The 19,399-nt window shown below is 33.0% G+C and carries 17 protein-coding genes; 5 read left to right on the top strand and 12 right to left on the bottom strand.

All coding sequences use genetic code 11. The annotated features are described in order from the left end of the window. Positions 1 to 137: 137 nt before the first annotated feature. On the top strand, positions 138 to 1,052 hold the full coding sequence (locus AOB58_RS02320; RefSeq protein ID WP_021339225.1) for an aldo/keto reductase: 915 nt from the start codon (positions 138 to 140) through the stop codon (positions 1,050 to 1,052). 138 nt (positions 1,053 to 1,190) lie between these two features. Here the strand turns inward: AOB58_RS02320 and AOB58_RS02315 are convergent, their stop codons facing one another. Then, the gene (locus AOB58_RS02315; protein ID WP_021339226.1) at positions 1,191 to 1,949 is read right to left on the bottom strand and encodes an SDR family NAD(P)-dependent oxidoreductase; all 759 of its coding nucleotides are present in this window, start codon (positions 1,947 to 1,949) and stop codon (positions 1,191 to 1,193) included. 142 nt (positions 1,950 to 2,091) lie between these two features. Between AOB58_RS02315 and proC the strand changes: the two genes are divergently transcribed. After that, positions 2,092 to 2,907: a pyrroline-5-carboxylate reductase gene (gene proC, locus AOB58_RS02310; RefSeq protein WP_002507543.1), complete on the top strand. Its 816-nt coding sequence runs from the start codon at positions 2,092 to 2,094 to the stop codon at positions 2,905 to 2,907. A 283-nt stretch (positions 2,908 to 3,190) separates the two neighbouring features. Here the strand turns inward: proC and rnz are convergent, their stop codons facing one another. Continuing rightward, the gene (gene rnz, locus AOB58_RS02305) at positions 3,191 to 4,111 is read right to left on the bottom strand and encodes a ribonuclease Z (RefSeq protein WP_002507542.1); all 921 of its coding nucleotides are present in this window, start codon (positions 4,109 to 4,111) and stop codon (positions 3,191 to 3,193) included. A gap of 150 nt (positions 4,112 to 4,261) precedes the next feature. Between rnz and zwf the strand changes: the two genes are divergently transcribed. Continuing rightward, positions 4,262 to 5,746: a glucose-6-phosphate dehydrogenase gene (gene zwf / locus AOB58_RS02300; RefSeq protein WP_002507541.1), complete on the top strand. Its 1,485-nt coding sequence runs from the start codon at positions 4,262 to 4,264 to the stop codon at positions 5,744 to 5,746. A gap of 290 nt (positions 5,747 to 6,036) precedes the next feature. Further along, on the top strand, positions 6,037 to 6,909 hold the full coding sequence (locus AOB58_RS02295) for an AraC family transcriptional regulator (protein ID WP_002507540.1): 873 nt from the start codon (positions 6,037 to 6,039) through the stop codon (positions 6,907 to 6,909). A gap of 78 nt (positions 6,910 to 6,987) precedes the next feature. Here the strand turns inward: AOB58_RS02295 and AOB58_RS02290 are convergent, their stop codons facing one another. The 4 genes from AOB58_RS02290 to AOB58_RS02275 form a co-directional block, all read right to left on the bottom strand. Beyond that, on the bottom strand, positions 6,988 to 8,637 hold the full coding sequence (locus AOB58_RS02290; RefSeq protein WP_064782899.1) for a glycoside hydrolase family 13 protein: 1,650 nt from the start codon (positions 8,635 to 8,637) through the stop codon (positions 6,988 to 6,990). A gap of 1 nt (position 8,638) precedes the next feature. After that, positions 8,639 to 9,655, bottom strand: coding sequence for a LacI family DNA-binding transcriptional regulator (locus AOB58_RS02285; RefSeq protein ID WP_064782898.1), 1,017 nt, complete (start codon positions 9,653 to 9,655; stop codon positions 8,639 to 8,641). 299 nt (positions 9,656 to 9,954) lie between these two features. Further along, complete coding sequence (gene gndA, locus AOB58_RS02280) at positions 9,955 to 11,364, bottom strand: NADP-dependent phosphogluconate dehydrogenase (protein ID WP_021339229.1); 1,410 nt, start codon at positions 11,362 to 11,364, stop codon at positions 9,955 to 9,957. 68 nt (positions 11,365 to 11,432) lie between these two features. Next, entirely contained in the window at positions 11,433 to 12,569 is a 1,137-nt protein-coding gene (locus tag AOB58_RS02275; RefSeq protein WP_064782897.1) for a M20/M25/M40 family metallo-hydrolase, read from the bottom strand. A gap of 219 nt (positions 12,570 to 12,788) precedes the next feature. Here AOB58_RS02275 and prli42 point away from each other — a divergent pair, with 219 nt between their 5' ends. Further along, the gene (gene prli42 / locus AOB58_RS13520) at positions 12,789 to 12,887 is read left to right on the top strand and encodes a stressosome-associated protein Prli42 (protein ID WP_002512439.1); all 99 of its coding nucleotides are present in this window, start codon (positions 12,789 to 12,791) and stop codon (positions 12,885 to 12,887) included. A gap of 160 nt (positions 12,888 to 13,047) precedes the next feature. On the opposite strand, the gene AOB58_RS02270 is transcribed toward prli42, so the two are convergent. The 6 genes from AOB58_RS02270 to lpdA form a co-directional block, all read right to left on the bottom strand. Then, positions 13,048 to 14,040, bottom strand: a complete 993-nt coding sequence (locus tag AOB58_RS02270) for an aromatic acid exporter family protein (RefSeq protein ID WP_021339231.1) — start codon at positions 14,038 to 14,040, stop codon at positions 13,048 to 13,050. A 12-nt stretch (positions 14,041 to 14,052) separates the two neighbouring features. Then, positions 14,053 to 14,490, bottom strand: a complete 438-nt coding sequence (gene brxB, locus AOB58_RS02265; RefSeq protein ID WP_002507534.1) for a bacilliredoxin BrxB — start codon at positions 14,488 to 14,490, stop codon at positions 14,053 to 14,055. A 213-nt stretch (positions 14,491 to 14,703) separates the two neighbouring features. Further along, positions 14,704 to 15,972, bottom strand: a complete 1,269-nt coding sequence (locus AOB58_RS02260) for a dihydrolipoamide acetyltransferase family protein (RefSeq protein ID WP_064782896.1) — start codon at positions 15,970 to 15,972, stop codon at positions 14,704 to 14,706. A 12-nt stretch (positions 15,973 to 15,984) separates the two neighbouring features. Continuing rightward, a complete protein-coding gene (locus AOB58_RS02255; RefSeq protein ID WP_064782895.1) occupies positions 15,985 to 16,968 on the bottom strand; it encodes an alpha-ketoacid dehydrogenase subunit beta in 984 nt (327 codons plus the stop codon). After that, complete coding sequence (locus tag AOB58_RS02250; protein ID WP_002507531.1) at positions 16,961 to 17,959, bottom strand: thiamine pyrophosphate-dependent dehydrogenase E1 component subunit alpha; 999 nt, start codon at positions 17,957 to 17,959, stop codon at positions 16,961 to 16,963. The genes AOB58_RS02255 and AOB58_RS02250 overlap by 8 nt, the downstream gene beginning before the upstream one ends. A gap of 15 nt (positions 17,960 to 17,974) precedes the next feature. Next, positions 17,975 to 19,396 carry a dihydrolipoyl dehydrogenase gene (gene lpdA, locus AOB58_RS02245; RefSeq protein ID WP_064782894.1) on the bottom strand — a complete coding sequence of 474 codons (1,422 nt, stop codon included), beginning with the start codon at positions 19,394 to 19,396 and terminating at the stop codon, positions 17,975 to 17,977. Between the last annotated feature and the right edge of the window lie 3 nt (positions 19,397 to 19,399).

The following is a 19,399-nucleotide window of genomic DNA, read 5'->3' as shown; positions in this document are numbered from 1 at the left end:
AGCGATATTTATAGAAATCTAAGTGCTAATATTTCATTTCTATCTAAAGTTTTTGCGCAATGTAATAAAGTAATTCATAACGACTTACTTTATTACATCTATGCCCTATCATTAAGTGTATCGAAAGGAGAAACGACATGCAAAAAAACATTTTAAAAAGTGGTATCGAAATCTCAGAATTAGGTTTAGGTTGTATGAGTTTAGGCACTGATTATAAAAAAGCAGAACCAATTATAGAACGTGCGATTGAACAAGGCATCACATATTTTGATACGGCTGATATTTATGATAAAGGTGTAAACGAAGATATTGTTGGAAAAGCCTTGAAAAAATATCAAAATAGAGATGATATTGTGATTGGCACAAAAGTGGGTAATCATTTAGCTGATGATGGTACTACATTTTGGGATCCTTCTAAAAACTATATCAAAGATGCTGTGAAGGACTCATTACAAAGATTAGGATTAGATCACTTAGATTTATATCAATTACATGGTGGCACAATCGACGATCCACTAGATGAAACAATTAGTGCATTTGATGAATTGAAAAAAGAAGGTATTGTGCGTGCGTATGGCATATCGTCAATTCGACCTAATGTGATCGATTATTATTTAAAACACAGCGATATCGAAACTTTAATGTCTCAATTTAACTTAATTGATAATAGACCAGAAGTATTATTAGATGATGTGCATGCTAAAAAGGTTAAAGTACTTGCGCGTGGTCCTATTTTCAAAGGATTGTTAACTACTAATAGTAATCAAGCGTTAGATTCAAAATTTGCAGAAGGTATATTTGATTACACTTACCAAGAGTTAGGTGAAACGATAGCTTCTATTAAAGAAATCGAAAATAATTTAACTGGTTTAACATTTAACTATCTTACGTCACATGATGCTCTAGGATCTATTATTATGGGAGCTAGCAGTGTTGATCAATTAGATGAAAATGTGAAGAATTACGAATTATCAAAAGAAATAAGTTTAGAAAAATTAAAAGCTGCACGTAATCGTGTTAAGAATTTGGAATATACACAACATTTAAAATAATAAATCACAACACTAAAAAGAGTTAGTTTGATGCTTGTGAAAGTAGATGTCATGTTCTTCATCTATTATCGTTAAAGTACAGCTAACTCTTTTTATATTGCCATTTAAGTTCATAATAGATAAATAGAATAGTAGTAATTAAGCTTTATTTTTAAACAACATAGTGAAATGTTTTTCGATAAAGCGTGGTGCAAGTTGATACAGTTTTAACATAAAATGCATCCATTTAGGTTCGTTAATTTCTGTTTTGTTCGTGAGCATCCCTTTTACGACTTGCTGAGCCAATTTATCTGAATCTAGCATGATACTTTTATATTTTTGTGCAAATGCTAAAGATGGATCTGCCTTTTCATGAAATGGTGTAGCAATGGGACCAGTATTTACAGTTAAGACATGATAGTTGGGCTTTTCAATGCGAAGTGCATTCAAGACTTGGTTAAAAGCTGCTTTACTTGCCCCGTAATGTGCAGCATAAGCTTGTGTTAAAAAAGCAGACTGGCTGCCAATACCAACGATAGATGGATGAGTGCTTAGAAATGGTTGTATTGCAGTCATAAGTATATTGAAGTTCATTATATTTAAAGTATACGTTTCTAACATTTCATCAATACTATGTTGTTCTATTGATTTAAAATAACCTAACCCAGATGAATAAATTAAACCATCGATTGATTGGTCTTGAAGATGATGCTTAAGCTTTAGAATTTGAGCTTGTGATTGTAAGTCGCATTGTATGATTGATAAATGTTCTGTACCATATTGCGCAATAATATCATCTAATTTTTGTGGATTACGTACGATTACTGTCACAAACACTCTTTTTTTTAATAGTATTTTTAATATTGCTTTACCTAAACCACTCGTTCCTCCAGTTAAAATATAATGTTTGCCAATCATAATTATCCCTACCCTTTGTCAATGTACAGTTAGTATAATTGAAATGGCTATGGTATGTCATGTATATAATATAAATATTAGTTATATTATAAATCTATGTTAGTATAGAAACATAAAAACTAAGAGGAAGTGAAATATTCACATGAAACTAGTATTTTATGGTGCTGGTAACATGGCTCATGCCATTTTTACAGGTATCGTTAATTCAAAAGTGATTGATTCTAACAATATTTATTTAACAAATCGTTCTAACGAAGTTGCACTTAAAGATTATGCAGAAAAATTAGGTGTGAATTATAGTTATGATGATGAAGCATTATTAAAAGATGCTGATTATGTATTTTTAGGTACAAAACCTTATGATTTTGATGTATTATCTGAGCGTATTAGACCTAATGTAACAGAAAATAATAAATTCATTTCTATTATGGCTGGTTTACCAATAAGCTATATTCGCGAAAAAATTGGTGCTGATAATCCAATTGCTCGTATTATGCCAAATACAAATGCGCATGTAGGTCATTCTGTAACAGGTATTAGTTTTTCTAATAATTTTGGACCAAAATCTAAAGAAGAAGTTGATGATTTAATCAATGCATTTGGTTCAGCAATAGAAGTTTCTGAAGATAACTTGCATCAAGTTACTGCGATTACAGGAAGCGGTCCAGCCTTTTTATATCACGTATTCGAACAATATGTTACTGCGGGCACGCAACTAGGTTTAGAGAAATCTCAAGTCGAAGAATCTATCCGTAATTTAATTATAGGGACAAGTAAAATGATTGAACGATCTGAATTGAGTATGGAACAATTGAGAAAAAATATAACTTCTAAAGGTGGTACTACCCAAGCAGGCTTAAATGCGTTATCAGAACATGATATTGAAGGTGTGTTCGAAGATTGTTTACGCGCTGCTGTTAATAGAAGTATTGAATTATCAAGTCAAGATGACGATTAGTTAAATTAAAGTATAAATACAAGTGCTATTTTAACTCATTTATAAATATAAAATAATAACACTAATTCATTGTATGTTGCATATGAATTAGTGTTATTTTAATTTCGTAATATTTCATCACTTTATTTTACAACTAAACTCGTGGAAAGTGTGCACAAAACATGGAGTAACATAATGTCAATATATATTAAAGGCACTGTTGATATCTTGAAAGCGCAAGTTCCTAAATTAAGAACTTGCGCTTTCGTTATATATCTATATTACTATTTTAAATTAGCTGTAATTAAAATGACCATGAATCAAAATCGTTAACAAACATGAATGGTGGTGTTGTGTCTCGTGATTTTAATGACTGACTGATCGTTTCTACTTCTTCTTTTGTATAGCGATTACTTATGTGTGTAATTAAACTATATTCAACTTGAGCTTCATCAATTAAATCAAATACATCGTCAATATGACTGTGGTGATAATTGTTTGCTAACATTTTATCTCCTTCTATATAAGTACTTTCATGTACCATTACTGTTGCATCTTGAGCAATTAACAACTCATTTTTACAAGGCATCGTGTCGCCAAATATAGCGATAACAGGACCTTTAACAGCATCGCCTTTAAATTGATTAGAATCATAAATTAATCCATTATGTTCAAAAGTTTCATTAATTTTAATATCTTGATACTTAGGTCCCGGTTCCAAACCAATATCCTTTAAGGCTTGAACATCAATTTTCCCCGGGGTATAAGGCGCTTCAATTCTGTAGCCATAAGATGTAATCCCATGATTTAATAGATGCGCGTTCACATTAAAACCGTTGTGATGGTAGTTTAATTGTTCTTCAATTTCTATGTATGTGATTGGATAATTTAATCTGGATTCAGATAGTTGTAAGGCCGTCTCTATAAATTGTTGAATACCCTTTGGTCCAACTACAGTGAGTGGCTTACCTTCTCCACCCTGAAATGAACGACTCGTTAGTAGTCCGGGCAAACCAAATATATGATCCCCGTGCATATGTGTAATAAAAATATGATCAACTTTACCCAATTTGATTGAATGATGCAGTATTTGATGTTGAGTCCCTTCACCCACATCAAATAACCAAACATTATTTGAGTATGGTTCTAAATTTAATGCAATTGCTTGGGTGTTTCTTTCTTTGGTTGGTAGACCTGCACTCGTGCCAAAAAATGTGATTTCCATGCATATGCCTCCTCTTCTTGTTCACATTTTATCACACAAAAGAATAAAAAATATATTAAAATTAAATACTTCCGAGCAAAATTGTAGGAACAATACTGAATATTGGTCTATAATAAATAGAGATTTATAAAAAGAATTGAGGTTTTGATCTTGAATACTAGAAACAAAGATATTCCATGCTTAATAACAATTTTTGGAGCAACTGGTGATCTTAGTCACAGAAAATTATTTCCATCATTATTCCATTTGTATCAACAAGAAAACTTAAATGAACAAGTTGCAATCATTGGGATAGGTAGAAGAGACTTAACAAACGATGATTTCCGTAGTCAAGTGAAATCATCAATTCAAGAACATGTTAAAGATACAAAACATCTTGATAAATTTATGGAACATGTGTTTTATCATAAACATGATGTCAGTGATGAAGCAAGTTATCAATCATTACTAGAAGTGAGTAATAAATTAGATACTGAGTTCCAACTTCAAGGTAATAGATTATTCTACCTTGCTATGGCTCCTAATTTCTTTGGTGTGATTTCTGATTATTTGAAATCATCTGGATTAACCGATACTACTGGTTTCAAACGTTTAGTTATCGAAAAACCATTCGGCACAGATTTAGAGTCAGCAGAGCAACTTAATGAACAATTACGTCGTTCTTTTAAAGAAGAAGAAATTTATCGTATTGACCATTACTTAGGTAAAGACATGGTACAAAATATAGAAGTACTTCGTTTCGCAAATGCGATGTTCGAACCTTTATGGAATAATAAGTACATTTCTAACATTCAAGTAACATCTTCAGAAGTATTAGGTGTTGAAGATAGGGGTGGTTACTATGAATCAAGTGGTGCTTTAAAAGATATGGTTCAAAACCATATGTTACAAATGGTTGCATTATTAGCAATGGAAGCACCAATTAGTTTACACAGTGAAGATATACGAGCTGAGAAAGTTAAAGCGCTCAAATCATTGCGTAAATTAGAATCAGAAGAAGTTCGTCAAAACTTTGTTCGCGGTCAATATGACGAAGGTACAATTGATGGTCAAAAAGTAAAACGTTACAGAGATGAAGAACGTGTTGCTGAAGATTCCACAACCCCTACTTTCGTTTCAGGTAAATTGACTGTCGATAACTTTAGATGGGCTGGCGTGCCATTTTATATTAGAACAGGTAAACGAATGAAGAGTAAAACGATTCAAGTCGTTGTAGAGTTTAAAGAAGTTCCTATGAATTTATATTATGAAACAGATAAAAAATTAGATTCAAATTTACTTGTCATCAACATCCAACCTAATGAAGGTGTATCATTACATTTAAATGCGAAGAAAAATGTTCAGGGGATTGAAACAGAACCTGTTCAATTATCTTATGCAATGAGTGCACAAGATAAAATGAATACTGTCGATGCGTATGAGAATTTATTATTTGATTGTCTAAATGGTGATGCTACTAACTTTACCCATTGGGAAGAGTTAAAATCTACTTGGAAATTTGTAGATGCAATACAAGAAGAATGGAACCAAAATGAACCTGAATTCCCGAACTATGAAGCGGGATCAAACGGTCCATTAGAAAGTGAATTACTCTTAAGTAGAGATGGTTTCCATTGGTGGGACGATATTCATTAAGATGTTTATATTTCTATAACATAAGGCAACAGCACAAGTGTAAAACATCACTTGTGTTGTTGCTTTTTTCTTAACCTTTTTTTGTGTTATGATTTAATCTATTGAGTAAATTACATAAATTTTACAACTTTACTTATTTACATTTTACTCTATTCAATATTTTTGAGATGTAAGTATAAGTGAAATGATGTAGAATATAATTAATTAGGTAAACAATGCTAACGTTTTCCAACAATAAATTTAAAAGCAATGATGACGAATGAGTCATTTGAAAATTAGGAGTGAAAGTTTTGGACGTTATCAAGCAAATACAACAGGCAATTGTTTTTATAGAAGATCATTTGCTAGAGCCTTTTCATTTGCAAGAACTCAGTGATTACGTTGGTCTTTCACCTTATCATCTTGATCAATCATTTAAAATGATTGTTGGTCAGTCTCCAAGTGAATATGCGAGGTCACGTAGAATGACTTTAGCAGCAAAAGAGATTATTAGTGGTTCAAGTCGTTTAGTGGATGTAGCTAAAAAATACAATTATAGTGATACAAACGCCTTCGCCAATGATTTCAGTGATTTTCATGGGGTGTCACCCATCCAAGTTAATACCAAACGCGAAGAACTTAAAATGCAACCAAGACTTTATATAAAACTGACAACAACAGAAACTGCACCTTATAATTACAGATTAGAAGATACGCAAGGCTTGTCATTAGTAGGTTACAATCAATTTTTAGATGCAGATGAATTAGAAAATCCATATAAAGTGCCTGATTTTTTAGAAGATTTATTAGTCGATGGAAAAATAAAAGAGCTTGAACGTTATAATGATGTAAGTCCACATGAGTTATTCGTAGTTAACTGTCCACTAGATCAAGGCATGGAAATATTTGTGGGTGTACCAAGTGAAAGATACCCTGCTCACTTAGAAAGCCGTTTCCTACCTGAAAGACAATATGCTAAATTTAACTTACAAGGTGATTTAGACTATGTCATTAACGAAGCTTGGTATTACATCGAAACAAGTCTTCAAATGACCTTGCCATATGAGCATAACAGCTTGTATGTGGAAGTTTATCCCTTGGAATTATCTTTTGATGATGCTGTGACTAAAGTTCAGCTATGGATGCCTGTAGATCAAGAACAATATCATGACAACGAACTATAAAAACCTCTGACATAATTTGAATTCAAAATAATTCAAATATCGTTAGAGGTTTTTTGTAGACTTAAATATAATAATTTTTTATAAAGCTATTACAAAAGCTTCAAATGGACGTAATGCATTTAAATTTAATTTGTTGTCTTTGTAATTATGCAATTCAATATTATTTTCATTTATCGTTTCATTGAATTCCAATGTGGCAGACTTATCAGTTAAGTTTCCTACTACAAGTACACGTTTCCCATCTAATTCTCTAATATAAGCAAATACATGTTCATTTTCAGCATCTATCAGATTGAACGTACCATACGTAAAAATATCATGTGATTTTTTCAGTTGTATAAGAGATTTGTAAAAATTCAATATTGAATTTGAATCCTGTTGCTGTGATGATACATTAATTTCAGTGTAATTAGGGTTAACTCGGAACCAAGGCTCATGTTCAGAAAAACCACCGTTTATACCGTTAGACCATTGCATTGGTGTACGAGAATTATCTCTATTTTCCATTTTATGCTTGTTTAATAGTTCGGTTAAATCGCCACCTTGAGCCTTAACAATATTATATTCATTCACTACTGCAACATCGTTAAATGTTTCCACACTTTCAAATGGATAATTTGTCATACCGATTTCTTGTCCTTGATATATGAATGGTGTGCCTTGCTGTAAGAAATATACAACCGCATGACTTGTAGCTGACTCATACCAAAATCTTTCATCATCACCCCATGTAGATACACGTCTAGGTTGATCATGATTTTCTATAAACAATGCATTCCAGCCTATATCTTCAAGTTTTTTTTGCCATCTATTTAACACATCTTTATATGCTTTAACATCAAATTTAATATCCCCCGTATTCCATAAACCTAAGTGTTCAAATTGGAAAATCATATTAAACTTACCTTTGTCTTCACCGACCCATTCATCAGCATTATCAGGATTCACACCATTTGCTTCACCTACTGTCATAATATCATAATGACTTAAGGATTCATCCTTCATTTCTTGTAACCAATCATGTATGCCAGGTTGGTTCATATCTACGTCAAACGCGGGTGCATATGTTTTGCCTTCAGGAACTGGTAAATCCCCAGCTTCGAATGTTTTCTTAATATGGGTAATTGCATCCACTCTGAAGCCATCAATCCCTTTTTCAAACCACCAGTTCATCATGTTAAAAACAGCTGCTTTAACGTCTTTATTCTCCCAATTTAAATCAGGTTGTTTTTTACTAAATAAATGGAAATAGTATTGACCAGTTGTTTTATCATATTCCCATGTAGAACCATTAAATATACTTTCCCAATTATTAGGTTCAGATCCATCAGCTTTTGGATCCTTCCAGATATACCAGTCTCGTTTTGGATTATCTTTACTAGATTTAGATTCTATAAACCATGGATGTTCATCCGATGTATGGTTGACTACTAAATCTAGAATGAGTTTCATACCGCGTTGGTGTACACCATCTAACAATTGATCGAAATCTTCCATCGTTCCGAATTCATCCATGATATCTTGATAATTACTAATATCATAACCATTATCATCATTTGGTGATTTATACATCGGACTTAACCAGATGATATCGATACCTAAATCTTGTATATAATCTAGTTTTTCAATAACCCCTTGTAAATCACCAATCCCATCGTTATTTGAATCGTTAAAGCTTCTAGGATAAACTTGATAAGCTACTGCCTCTTTCCACCACTGTTTATTCATATTATTGCTCCTTTTTTAAATATTGAGTTGATTCCCTTTTGATAATATCTGTTGGAATAACTTTGTTAAAATCGACAATATGTTCTCCACTAATTAATTGAATGATTGCGTCGCCTGCTGATTCACCTAATAAGTCAGGATGAATATTGACTGCAGTTTGTGGTGGCGCTGCAAATTCAGTTAAGTATGAATCATTGAAGGTTGCTGTTTGTAAATCTGTTGGTACACGAATTTGTAATTCATACAATACGCTAAGAACAATATGGTTGAACATCGTATCTGATGTAATAATGACTGAAGGTAGTTCGTTATGTGTGAGTAAATGATGAAAGTATGATTTTATGCTTTGGTAATTCATATCAAAATATTCAATAAGGCCTTTTTGTGTATGTTGTTTAAGAACATTGGTAAATCCTTCGATTCGATCTTTAACAACTTCATAATTTCCACGTTCAGCTAAAAATAAGAACTTAGTATGCCCTAGACTTACGAGATAGCGTGTTAATTGCTCAGATGCTTCAACATTATTGTTATCTATATGAATGATTTGTTTATCTAATAAAGGTTTCCCCACCACGACGTATGGCATACTTTGTTGAGTGAGTATCTGTTCTATCACATCGTTTTCTTTTGAGTATAATAAAATAAACCCATCTACTGCATGATAAGAAATCATGTGACTTACTTCTAATTCTATATTTTCGTATTGTTCATTTGTGGTTGATATTGTTGCATAACCATGTGCTTTGCATGATTTATATATACCTGAAAGGACATCTATGATAAATGGATTTTGTCTTGTTTCATTACGTCCGCTTTTTTGAATGATACCTATTGTTTTAGATTTTTTTGTAACTAAGGTCCTAGCTGCATGATTTGGTTGGTAGCCTAGTTCTTTCATCACCGACAATACTTTTCCTCTAGTGGTATCACTTATACGATTGTTACCACTGATGACACGTGAAACTGTCGATGGAGCTACATTTGCTGCTTTCGCAACATCCTTTATAGTTATCAAGATTAAGTCATCCTTTGCTAATGTGTATAAGTGGAGCGTTTTCAAGTCTATAATTATAATGATAAGTAAGTATAAAAGGAAAGTCAAAGGATTTGTGCAAACGAGTGCACATAGTTGGTGTTTTTTGTAATTATGGATTAAATTTTTTAGAAATTACATTAATTGCTAACTCAATGTAATAGTAAGCCTGATTTTGAAAATCTGCATAAAAAAACTACTAGTAAAGTCCGTAGACTTTGCTAGTAGTTTCAAACGCGAAGTAGCTTCACGTCTTTTATAATGTTATATGAAGATGTGAATTAGTCTTCAATCCATTGTGTATGGAATACGCCTTCACGGTCTTTACGTTCGTAAGTATGCGCACCAAAATAATCACGCTGAGCTTGAATTAAGTTAGCTGGTAAGTTTTCTGAACGATAACTATCATAATAGTTAATACTTGCAGAGAAACCTGGTGTTGGAACACCATTTTGTACACCAGTAGCTACAACATCACGTAATGCATCTTGATAGTTTGTTACGATATCTTTGAAGTATGGATCTAATAATAAATTTTGTAATTCTGTATCATTATCATATGCTTCTTTAATTTTTTGTAAGAATTGTGCACGAATAATACAACCTTCACGCCAAATCATAGCAAGCTCTCCAAGTTTTAAATTCCATTCATTGTCATCACTAGCTTTTCTCATTTGAGCAAAGCCTTGTGCGTATGAACAAATTTTACTCATATATAGTGCTTTACGGATTTTTTCAAGGAATTCTTCTTTGTTTCCTTCAAATTTAGTACTTGGTCCATTTAATTGTTTCGAAGCATTCACACGTTCTTCTTTAATTGAAGAAATAAAGCGTGCAAATACTGATTCAGTAATAATTGTTAATGGAATACCTAATTCTAAAGCGTTAATAGAAGTCCATTTACCTGTACCTTTTTGGCCAGCAGTATCCATGATTTTTTCAACTAATGGACCATTACCATCATCATCTAATTTAGTGAAGATGTCACCAGTGATTTCAATCAAGTAACTTGAAAGTTCACCAGCATTCCAGTCTTTGAATGTTTGTGAAATTTCTTCATGTGACATACCAAGTAAGTCTTTCATCATTGCGTAACTTTCAGCAATTAATTGCATATCTGCATATTCAATACCATTGTGTACCATTTTAACGTAGTGACCGGCACCATTAGGTCCAATATAAGCTACACATGCAGCGCCATCTTCAGCTTTAGCAGAGATTGCTTCTACAATGTCTTTAACTTTATCAAATGCTTCTTGTTGTCCACCAGGCATTAATGAAGGACCAGTAAGCGCACCAACTTCACCACCAGAAACGCCCATTCCGATGAAGTTAACACCACTTTCAGCTAGTGCTTTATTACGTCTGATTGTATCTTGATAATTAGTGTTACCACCATCGATTAAAATATCATCATTATCTAGTAATGGTAATAAGCTATCGATTGTTGCATCTGTTGCTGGTCCTGCCTTCACCATTAATAAAATCTTACGGGGTTTTTCTAGAGAATTCACAAACTCCTCTATAGAGTACGTCGGATGTATATTTTTACCTTCAGATTCTGTTACCATTTCATCTGTTTTAGAAGATGAACGGTTAAAAACTGAAACGCTATATCCTCGTGATTCAATATTCCAAGCAAGGTTTTTACCCATTACGGCTAAACCTACTACACCAATTTGTTGTGTCATTTAACTAACCTCTCTTATTAAAGTTTTCTCATATATTGTATCACAAAGCATCACTCATATTCACTTAATCAGTTTTCAGATTTTTGAGTAGTTATTTCAACTATTTTTATAAGCTGTTCTGCTAGAAGATTTAAAGCATTAATTGACATACGTTCTTCAGTTGTATGTATGTGTTCGTAACCTACACCTAAGATGACAGTAGGTATACCCAATTGATTAATTATATTACCATCAGATCCCCCGCCAGCCATAACTGTGTTCGGTGTTAATCCTAATGCAATTGCGCTGGCTTTAGCTACGTTAGTAACTATGGCATCTTGTGAAATTTTAAAGCCAGGATAACTATTAATAATTTCAACTGTAGCTGAGCAACCATATTTTTCTGCTGTTTCTTCAAAAACAGATTTCATATGAGCTACTTGAGCATTTATACTTTCGTCTGAATGTGATCGAGCTTCAGCCATAAGTGTTACTTTGTCAGCTATAATGTTTGTTGCAGACCCGCCTTCAAAACGTCCTATATTAGCTGTCGTATATTCATCTATTTGACCTAATTTCATCGCACTTATAGCTTTAGCGGCAATATTAATCGCGCTTACACCCTTGTTAGGTACACTCGCGTGAGCCTTTTTGCCATGAATTGTAGTATTGATTTTCATTTGTGTGGGAGCATTGATAACAGTTGTTCCTACGTCTACACTTGCATCGATAGCATAGCCGTATTTAGCATCGAGTAAAGATGTATCTAATGCTTTTGCCCCTTCCAAACCAGATTCTTCCGAAACAGTAAGTACAAATTGAATCTTACCATGTGCTATGTCTTGTTCAGTTAATATGTAAATTAATTCTAAAATAGTAGCTAATCCAGCTTTATCATCAGCACCTAAAATCGTAGTTCCATCTGAATAGATATAACCATCATCTTTAACTATTGGCTTTACATTAATCCCCGGCACAACTGTATCCATATGACTTGTGAAATAGATATTATCTATATTGTCATCATTTGTCGTTGCTTCTAATGTGCAAATTAAATTATTTGCTCCCAAATTTTCATGTTGCCCAGCATTGTCTTCAACTACCTTTAACCCTAAGTTTGCAAATTTAGATTTGAGTAACTGTTGAATTTCAATCTCATTCCCACTCTCAGAATCAATTTGCACTAATTCCAAAAAAGTAGCTAGGAGTCGTTGTTTATTTATCATTTGAAAATCCCCATTCCATTTTTTATATGCTTTATGTTTAAGTGTAACGAAATGTGTCCGTAAGCAAAACTAATATGTTTCAATTCTAGAGGATTCATATGATATAATATTATTATAAAATAGTTTAAAATTAAATATGTTGTAATTGAATTATATTGATATTTACAGTGTGCTTTATCTATTTTTTAATTCCATATTCTAGATTTGAAGGAATCATCTGTGAGTAACAACAAAGTTTTAAGAGTTATTATTATAGTTATGTTAGTAGCTATTATTCTTGCACTGGTATTGACAAGCGTTGTTCCATTAGTGAATTAATCATAATGGATTTTGAAAGCATCAATTTTTAACTAAACGTTATTTTATTATTTAAAGCGATAAATCACTAATATATGCATAGTCGAAGAATACAGTTACAAAAATGAATAAAAGCCATACAAAATCCTTAAATTATAAGAATTTTGTATGGCTTTTATATTTAGGTTGTTGTGATTTTAGAATCATTATGTAATCTTAATGATCCAAATTGTGATTTTAATAATAAATATGATTCAAGTTCATTTAAAAGTTGTAATAGGTTTGCACGCGTTCGAAAAGCTTCATGTGATGTAGGTAAGTCTAATTCATTTAATTCTATTCGAATTTCATATAACGAATGCAATCTTAACGCAGTATAATCATTACTATTTACATTTGTTCCTACTTCAGCAAATAAATTAGATATTTTGGATAATAAGCAATCTTTGGTTTCAATATTTTGAAGGATTAGAGCCATTCTTCGTAATAGTTCTAACTGTTCTTCCCGCATATCAAAATAATGATAATAAGAATTTTCATTTCTAACATAGTGATTCTTAACATCTCTAAATGCGATTGATTTAGCTTTGCGAATCGTAACTTTTAACTTTTCAAAAGATATATCTAAGCTGGGATTTGGATTTTTACAAGCTTTACTGAACATTTGAAAAATTTCAGTAAATTGATTTTCAATCTGTTGTTTATATTGTTTTAAATTACTATCTAAGCTTGGCATAATAACGTTCATTAAGAATGCGATGCCGAGCCCAACAATTAATAAGATAATTTCATTGAAAAATAAATCCATGTCAATCGTTTTAGCATTGAAAACATGAAGTAAGATAACACAACTTGTAACAACACCTTCTTGAACTTTAAATACAACAGTTAAAGGAATAAAAAGTAGTACAATAATACCTAAAACAATTGCGTTTTGTCCTAATAAATTAAAAACAATAGAGCCAAGTGCTAGTATCATAAGACAAGATACAAAACGAGATACAATTGCTTGTAGCGAATGAACCTTTGTATGTTTAATACAAAGAACCACTAAAATGGCACTAGATGCAAAATTATCTAAACCGATTAATTTTGCAATAATAATACCTAGTGCCATTCCAATTGCAGTCTTTATCGTTCTAAATCCGATGCGGTATGGATTCAAACGTGTCATGTGTTAGTCCCTCTATTTTTCGTCACAATAAGTGTCGAATGTGTTTTGTAATTGAGTGATGACATCCATTACGTCATGACCTTCAATTTGGTGACGTTCTACCATTTGAGCAATTTTACCATCTTTGATTAATGCAAATGATGGACTTGATGGTGCATAACCTTCAAAATAATCTCTTGCTTGTTGTGTTGCTTCTTTGTCTTGACCAGCGAATACAGTTACAAGGCGGTCAGGTGTTTTATCGTAATGTAGAGCATGTGTTGCTGCTGGTCTAGCGATACCTCCAGCACAACCACATACTGAGTTAACCATCACAAGTGTCGTTCCTTCTTGCTGTAATACTTTATCTACTTCTTCTGGAGATGTTAATTGCTCATATCCAGCTTGTTCTATTTCATTTCTTGCTTGATTAACAACATCAGTCATATATAAATCAAAATTTAAATCCATATTAACGTCACCTTTCATTTCTGAATTATTACTTTTATTCTACTAATATATGCGCAATACTTCAACATGTGTGATTATTATATATAATAATATTGCTTAAATTCATAAAAATTATATCGTGAACGATTGATAAAACATATGTTAATTCAGCAAATTAAATGAAAAATGAGTGTGAAACTTTAGTCTCACACTCATTCTACAGAGTTAAATATATTAATATATGCTTGTATGTTCAATTGAATATTGTTCAATACGTGTTTTTACAAAATTCATGAATCTACCTGCTTGAAGGCCATCTAAAATACGATGATCAATCGATAGACATAAATTAACCATATTGCGAATTGCAATCATATCATCAATTACGACAGGTTTTTTAATAATAGATTCAATCTGCAATATTGCTGCTTGAGGATGGTTGATGATACCCATAGATGAAACAGAACCAAATGTGCCTGTATTATTCACAGTAAACGTACCACCTTGCATATCGTCAGAGCGTAATTTTTTGTTACGCGCTTTATTAGCAAGCTCATTAATTTCACGGGCAATACCTTTAATTGATTTCTCGTCTGCATTTTTAATTACAGGAACATATAATTTGTCTTCATCTGCGACAGCTATAGAAATATTTATATCTTTATGCATAACAATTTCTGAATCTAACCAGCTACTATTTAACAGTGGATACGCTTTTAAGCCTTCTGCAACAGCTTTTACGAAAAATGCAAAGAAAGTTAAATTATATCCTTCGCTATCTTTGAAGCTTTGCTTATGATAATTACGTGTTTTCACTAAATTTGAAGCGTCCGATTCTACCATCATCCATGCATGTGGTATTTCATTAACACTATTTACCATGTTTTGAGCGATTTGCTTACGAACGCCATTAACTGGAATTGATGATCCTGGAGAAGGTTCATTGTAATACGCTTGTTTTGTAACTTTAGGTGAATCTTTAGGTGCTACAACTGTTGAAGGCGTTTTGTTTGTGCCTTTTTTAATTACTTTTTCAATATCTTTTTTCGTAACTCGACCTTCAAACCCAGTACCAATCACTTCAGATAACTCGATTTGATTTTCTGAAGCAAGTTTAAATACCACTGGTGAAAAGCGACCATTGTTTTTAGGTTTATTTTCATTTGAAGCATTATTCACATTATCATCTATGTCATTTGAAGCAACATCTTGAGCTTCATTAGATTCTGTTGCTTGATGTGTAATTGGGTTGTTCGTTTCCTGAGATTCATCATCTATATCAACAAGACATATGACTTCATTTACTGCTACTGTTGCGCCTTCTTCTACTATAATTTCTTTAATTGTTCCAGAAAATGAAGACGGCACTTCTGCTGTCACTTTATCAGTGATGACTTCGCATAATGGATCATATTCTTCAACTGTGTCGCCTACAGATACAAGCCATTGTTCTATTGTTCCTTCATGCACACTTTCACCGAGTTTAGGCATTTTAATTTCCATGATTGTGCCTCCTTAAAATTCTGCAAGTTCTCGCATTTTAATTTTTATCTTATCTGGATTGATCATAAACTCGTCTTCAAGAGTTGGTGCAAATGGCATTGATGGAACGTCTGGTCCAGCAAGTCTCATTATAGGTGCATCTAAATCAAATAAACAGTTTTCAGATATAATCGCAGATACTTCAGAAATAATACTACCTTCTAAGTTATCTTCTGTGACTAATAATACTTTACCAGTCAATTTAGCACGTTCAATAATTGTTTCTTTATCTAAAGGATAAACTGTTCGCAAGTCAACAACTTCTACATTAATTCCATCTTCAGATAACATATCTGCTGCTTGAATACAGTAATTTACACATAAGCCATAAGTGAACACAGTAATATCATCGCCCTCACGTTTAACATCCGCTTTACCTATAGGTACAGTATAATAGTCTTCTGGTACTTCTTCTTTTAGTAAGCGATATGCCTTTTTATGTTCAAAGAAGAGCACTGGATCATTCGTCTCAATTGATGACAATAGTAAACCTTTTGCATCATAAGGTGTAGAAGGAATAACAATAGTCAAACCAGGTGTCGATGCAAATATCGCTTCAACACTTTGCGAATGATAAAGCGCACCATGAATTCCGCCACCAAACGGCGCACGAATTGTAATCGGACATTGCCAATCGTTATTGGAACGGTATCTCATCTTAGCAGCTTCACTAATGATTTGGTTTGTAGCTGGTAAAATATAATCAGCAAACTGAATTTCAGCAACAGGACGTTTACCTAACATTGCAGCACCTATACTTGTACCAACTATATTAGATTCTGCTAATGGTGTGTCTAATACACGCGCTTCACCATATTTTTCTTGTAATCCTAAAGTGACGCCAAATACACCACCTTTTTTGCCAACATCCTCTCCTAATACGAAAACGCCATTATCTTTTTCCATTGATTGGTCTAGCCCTTGTTGGATGGCTTCTAAATAGGATAATTTAGCCATTGTTTGAGCCTCCTTCTTCATAAACATGCGTATAAGTTTCTTCTGCTGATGGATAAGGTGCTTGCTCAGCTTCTTTAGTTGCTTGATTGACTATTTCTTTATGTTCTTTCTCTAAATCATCTAACCAGTCTTCATCAATAAAACCTTCTTCAAGTAAAAATGCTTTAAATTTAAGGTTACAATCTAAAGATTTAAGTTCATCACGCTCTTCTTTTGGACGATACTTATCATCATCATCAGATGAATGAGCAGTCATTCTTGTACACATAGCTTCAATAAGTGTTGACCCACCACCATTTAAAGCGCGTTCTCTAGCTTCTTTCATTACTTTATACATAGCTATTGGATCATTTCCATCCACATGCTCACCATGTATTCCATAGCCAATGGCGCGGTCAGAAAGTTTTTCAGCACCATATTGAAGTGAATCAGGTACTGAAATCGCGTATTTATTATTTTCGATTACACAAATAAACGGTAATTTATGTACTCCTGCAAAGTTCAAACCTTCGTGAAAATCACCTTGGTTTGAACTGCCTTCACCGACAGTTGTCATTGCTATGTTCGGTTTCTTATCCATTTTCAAGGATAAAGCAGCACCAACAGCGTGTAAAATTTGAGTTCCTACTGGAGAACCTTGAGAAAGCATGCCTATGTCACTTTGACCAAAATGAGAAGGCATTTGTTTTCCACCCGAGTTGATATCATCACGTTTACCAAAAGCAGCTAACATAGAATTTAGTGGTGTCATACCTAAATAAGTTACAAGTGCTAAATCTCTATAATAAGGTGACGAAATATCACCTTTTTGCATAGCGTAAGCCATACCTATTTGTGTTGCTTCTTGTCCTTGGCAGCTAATGACAAAGGGGATTTTGCCTGCACGATTTAGTAGCCACATACGTTCATCTATTTTACGACCTAAGTCCATCCATTTGTACATTGCTTGTAGGTCTTCTTTTTCTAAGCCTACTGATTTATAATCAAACATTTTATTGCCTCCTTATTAAACGTGAATCGATCTATTCTCAACTTTTAATCCTAATTCCATTAGTACTTCAGAAAGAGAAGGATGTGCATGGGTTGTTAAACCAAGTTCTAATGTTGAACCATTCATAAATTGGAATAATGATACTTCATTTATCAGTTCTGTAACATGAGGTCCAATCATATTCAGTCCTAATACAGTATCATTTTCTTGATCGATTACGACTTCACAAAAACCACTTTGATTTCCTGTTTCCTCAATTACCGCTTTACCAATTGCTTTAAACGGCACTTTTACTGCACGTGCTTTAATATTTTCTGCTTTGGCTTGTTCTATATTTTTGCCAATACTCGCTACTTCAGGTTTACTATAAACACATCTTGGCATTTTTAGATAATCTACCGGTAGTGGCGATGATTCAAACATATGTTCGATAGCGGTGATCCCTTCTTTTGAACCCACGTGTGCAAGTTGCAATTTACCAATACAATCACCAGCAGCGTAAATATGCTTATCTTCAGTTTGTTGATATTCATTGACGGTGATATGGTTTTTATCAGTCAGCTTGATTTTAGTATTGTTTAGTCCGATATCATCAGTATTCGGTTTACGACCTATCGAAACAAGAGCCTTATCGAATGTAATTGATGCATCATTCAGGGTTATTGTAATTTTATTTTCATCAATTATAATATTTTCTTCACCTAGTTGCGTATTTTCATAAAACATTACGCCGCGCTCAGTTAATTCTTGCTTTAATACTTTTGCTACTGATTTACTTTCAGTTGGTAGAATACGTTCTCCAGCTTCAATCACTGATACATCGACACCAAAATCTACAAGTAATGATGCAAATTCTAAACCAATTACACCACCTCCAACAATTGCGATAGAACTTGGTAGATGCTCAAGATTTAAAATATCGTCACTAGATAGGACGACATTATGATCAAATGGCAAAAATGGTAGTTCCATTGGTTGAGAACCAGTACAAATCAACACGTTATTATTAGGGATTAACTCTGACTCACCATCTTCAAATTCTACTGAAACAGTACCACTTTGTGGTGAAAATATTGAAGGTCCTAATAAACGACCCGTACCATTAAATACATCTATTTTATTATGGTCCATTAAATGTTTCACACCGTTAAACATTTGATTTACGACTTCATGTTTACGTTCCTGAACGCGTGAAAAGTTCAATTTAAAATCGTTTATATCAACGCCAAATTCACTTGAATTTTTAACTGTATGCATAACTTCTGCTGATTTTAAAAGTGCTTTTGTCGGGATACATCCTTTATGTAAACAAGTGCCTCCAAGTAATGACTTTTCTACAAGTGCAACTTTTTTGCCAAGTTGAGATGCTCGGATTGCCGAGACATAACCGGCTGTACCTCCGCCTAATATTACTAAATCATATTTTTCTTCTGACATGCT

The sequence above is a fragment of the Staphylococcus sp. AntiMn-1 genome (assembly GCF_001663395.1).
In the GTDB taxonomy this organism is placed as follows: Bacteria; Bacillota; Bacilli; order Staphylococcales; family Staphylococcaceae; genus Staphylococcus; species Staphylococcus equorum.
This window is presented reverse-complemented; position numbering and strand designations above follow the sequence as displayed.

Bases quoted from the DNA above. Each gene is read 5' to 3' on its own strand.
- AOB58_RS02320 (WP_021339225.1), top strand. From the start codon at position 138: ATGCAAAAAAACATTTTAAAAAGTGGTATCGAAATCTCAGAATTAGGT.
- AOB58_RS02315 (WP_021339226.1), bottom strand. From the start codon at position 1,949: ATGATTGGCAAACATTATATTTTAACTGGAGGAACGAGTGGTTTAGGT.
- proC (WP_002507543.1), top strand. From the start codon at position 2,092: ATGAAACTAGTATTTTATGGTGCTGGTAACATGGCTCATGCCATTTTT.
- rnz (WP_002507542.1), bottom strand. From the start codon at position 4,111: ATGGAAATCACATTTTTTGGCACGAGTGCAGGTCTACCAACCAAAGAA.
- AOB58_RS02290 (WP_064782899.1), bottom strand. From the start codon at position 8,637: ATGAATAAACAGTGGTGGAAAGAGGCAGTAGCTTATCAAGTTTATCCT.
- gndA (WP_021339229.1), bottom strand. From the start codon at position 11,364: ATGACACAACAAATTGGTGTAGTAGGTTTAGCCGTAATGGGTAAAAAC.
- AOB58_RS02275 (WP_064782897.1), bottom strand. From the start codon at position 12,569: ATGATAAATAAACAACGACTCCTAGCTACTTTTTTGGAATTAGTGCAA.
- AOB58_RS02270 (WP_021339231.1), bottom strand. From the start codon at position 14,040: ATGACACGTTTGAATCCATACCGCATCGGATTTAGAACGATAAAGACT.
- brxB (WP_002507534.1), bottom strand. From the start codon at position 14,490: ATGGATTTAAATTTTGATTTATATATGACTGATGTTGTTAATCAAGCA.
- AOB58_RS02260 (WP_064782896.1), bottom strand. From the start codon at position 15,972: ATGGAAATTAAAATGCCTAAACTCGGTGAAAGTGTGCATGAAGGAACA.
- AOB58_RS02255 (WP_064782895.1), bottom strand. From the start codon at position 16,968: ATGGCTAAATTATCCTATTTAGAAGCCATCCAACAAGGGCTAGACCAA.
- AOB58_RS02250 (WP_002507531.1), bottom strand. From the start codon at position 17,959: ATGTTTGATTATAAATCAGTAGGCTTAGAAAAAGAAGACCTACAAGCA.
- lpdA (WP_064782894.1), bottom strand. From the start codon at position 19,396: ATGTCAGAAGAAAAATATGATTTAGTAATATTAGGCGGAGGTACAGCC.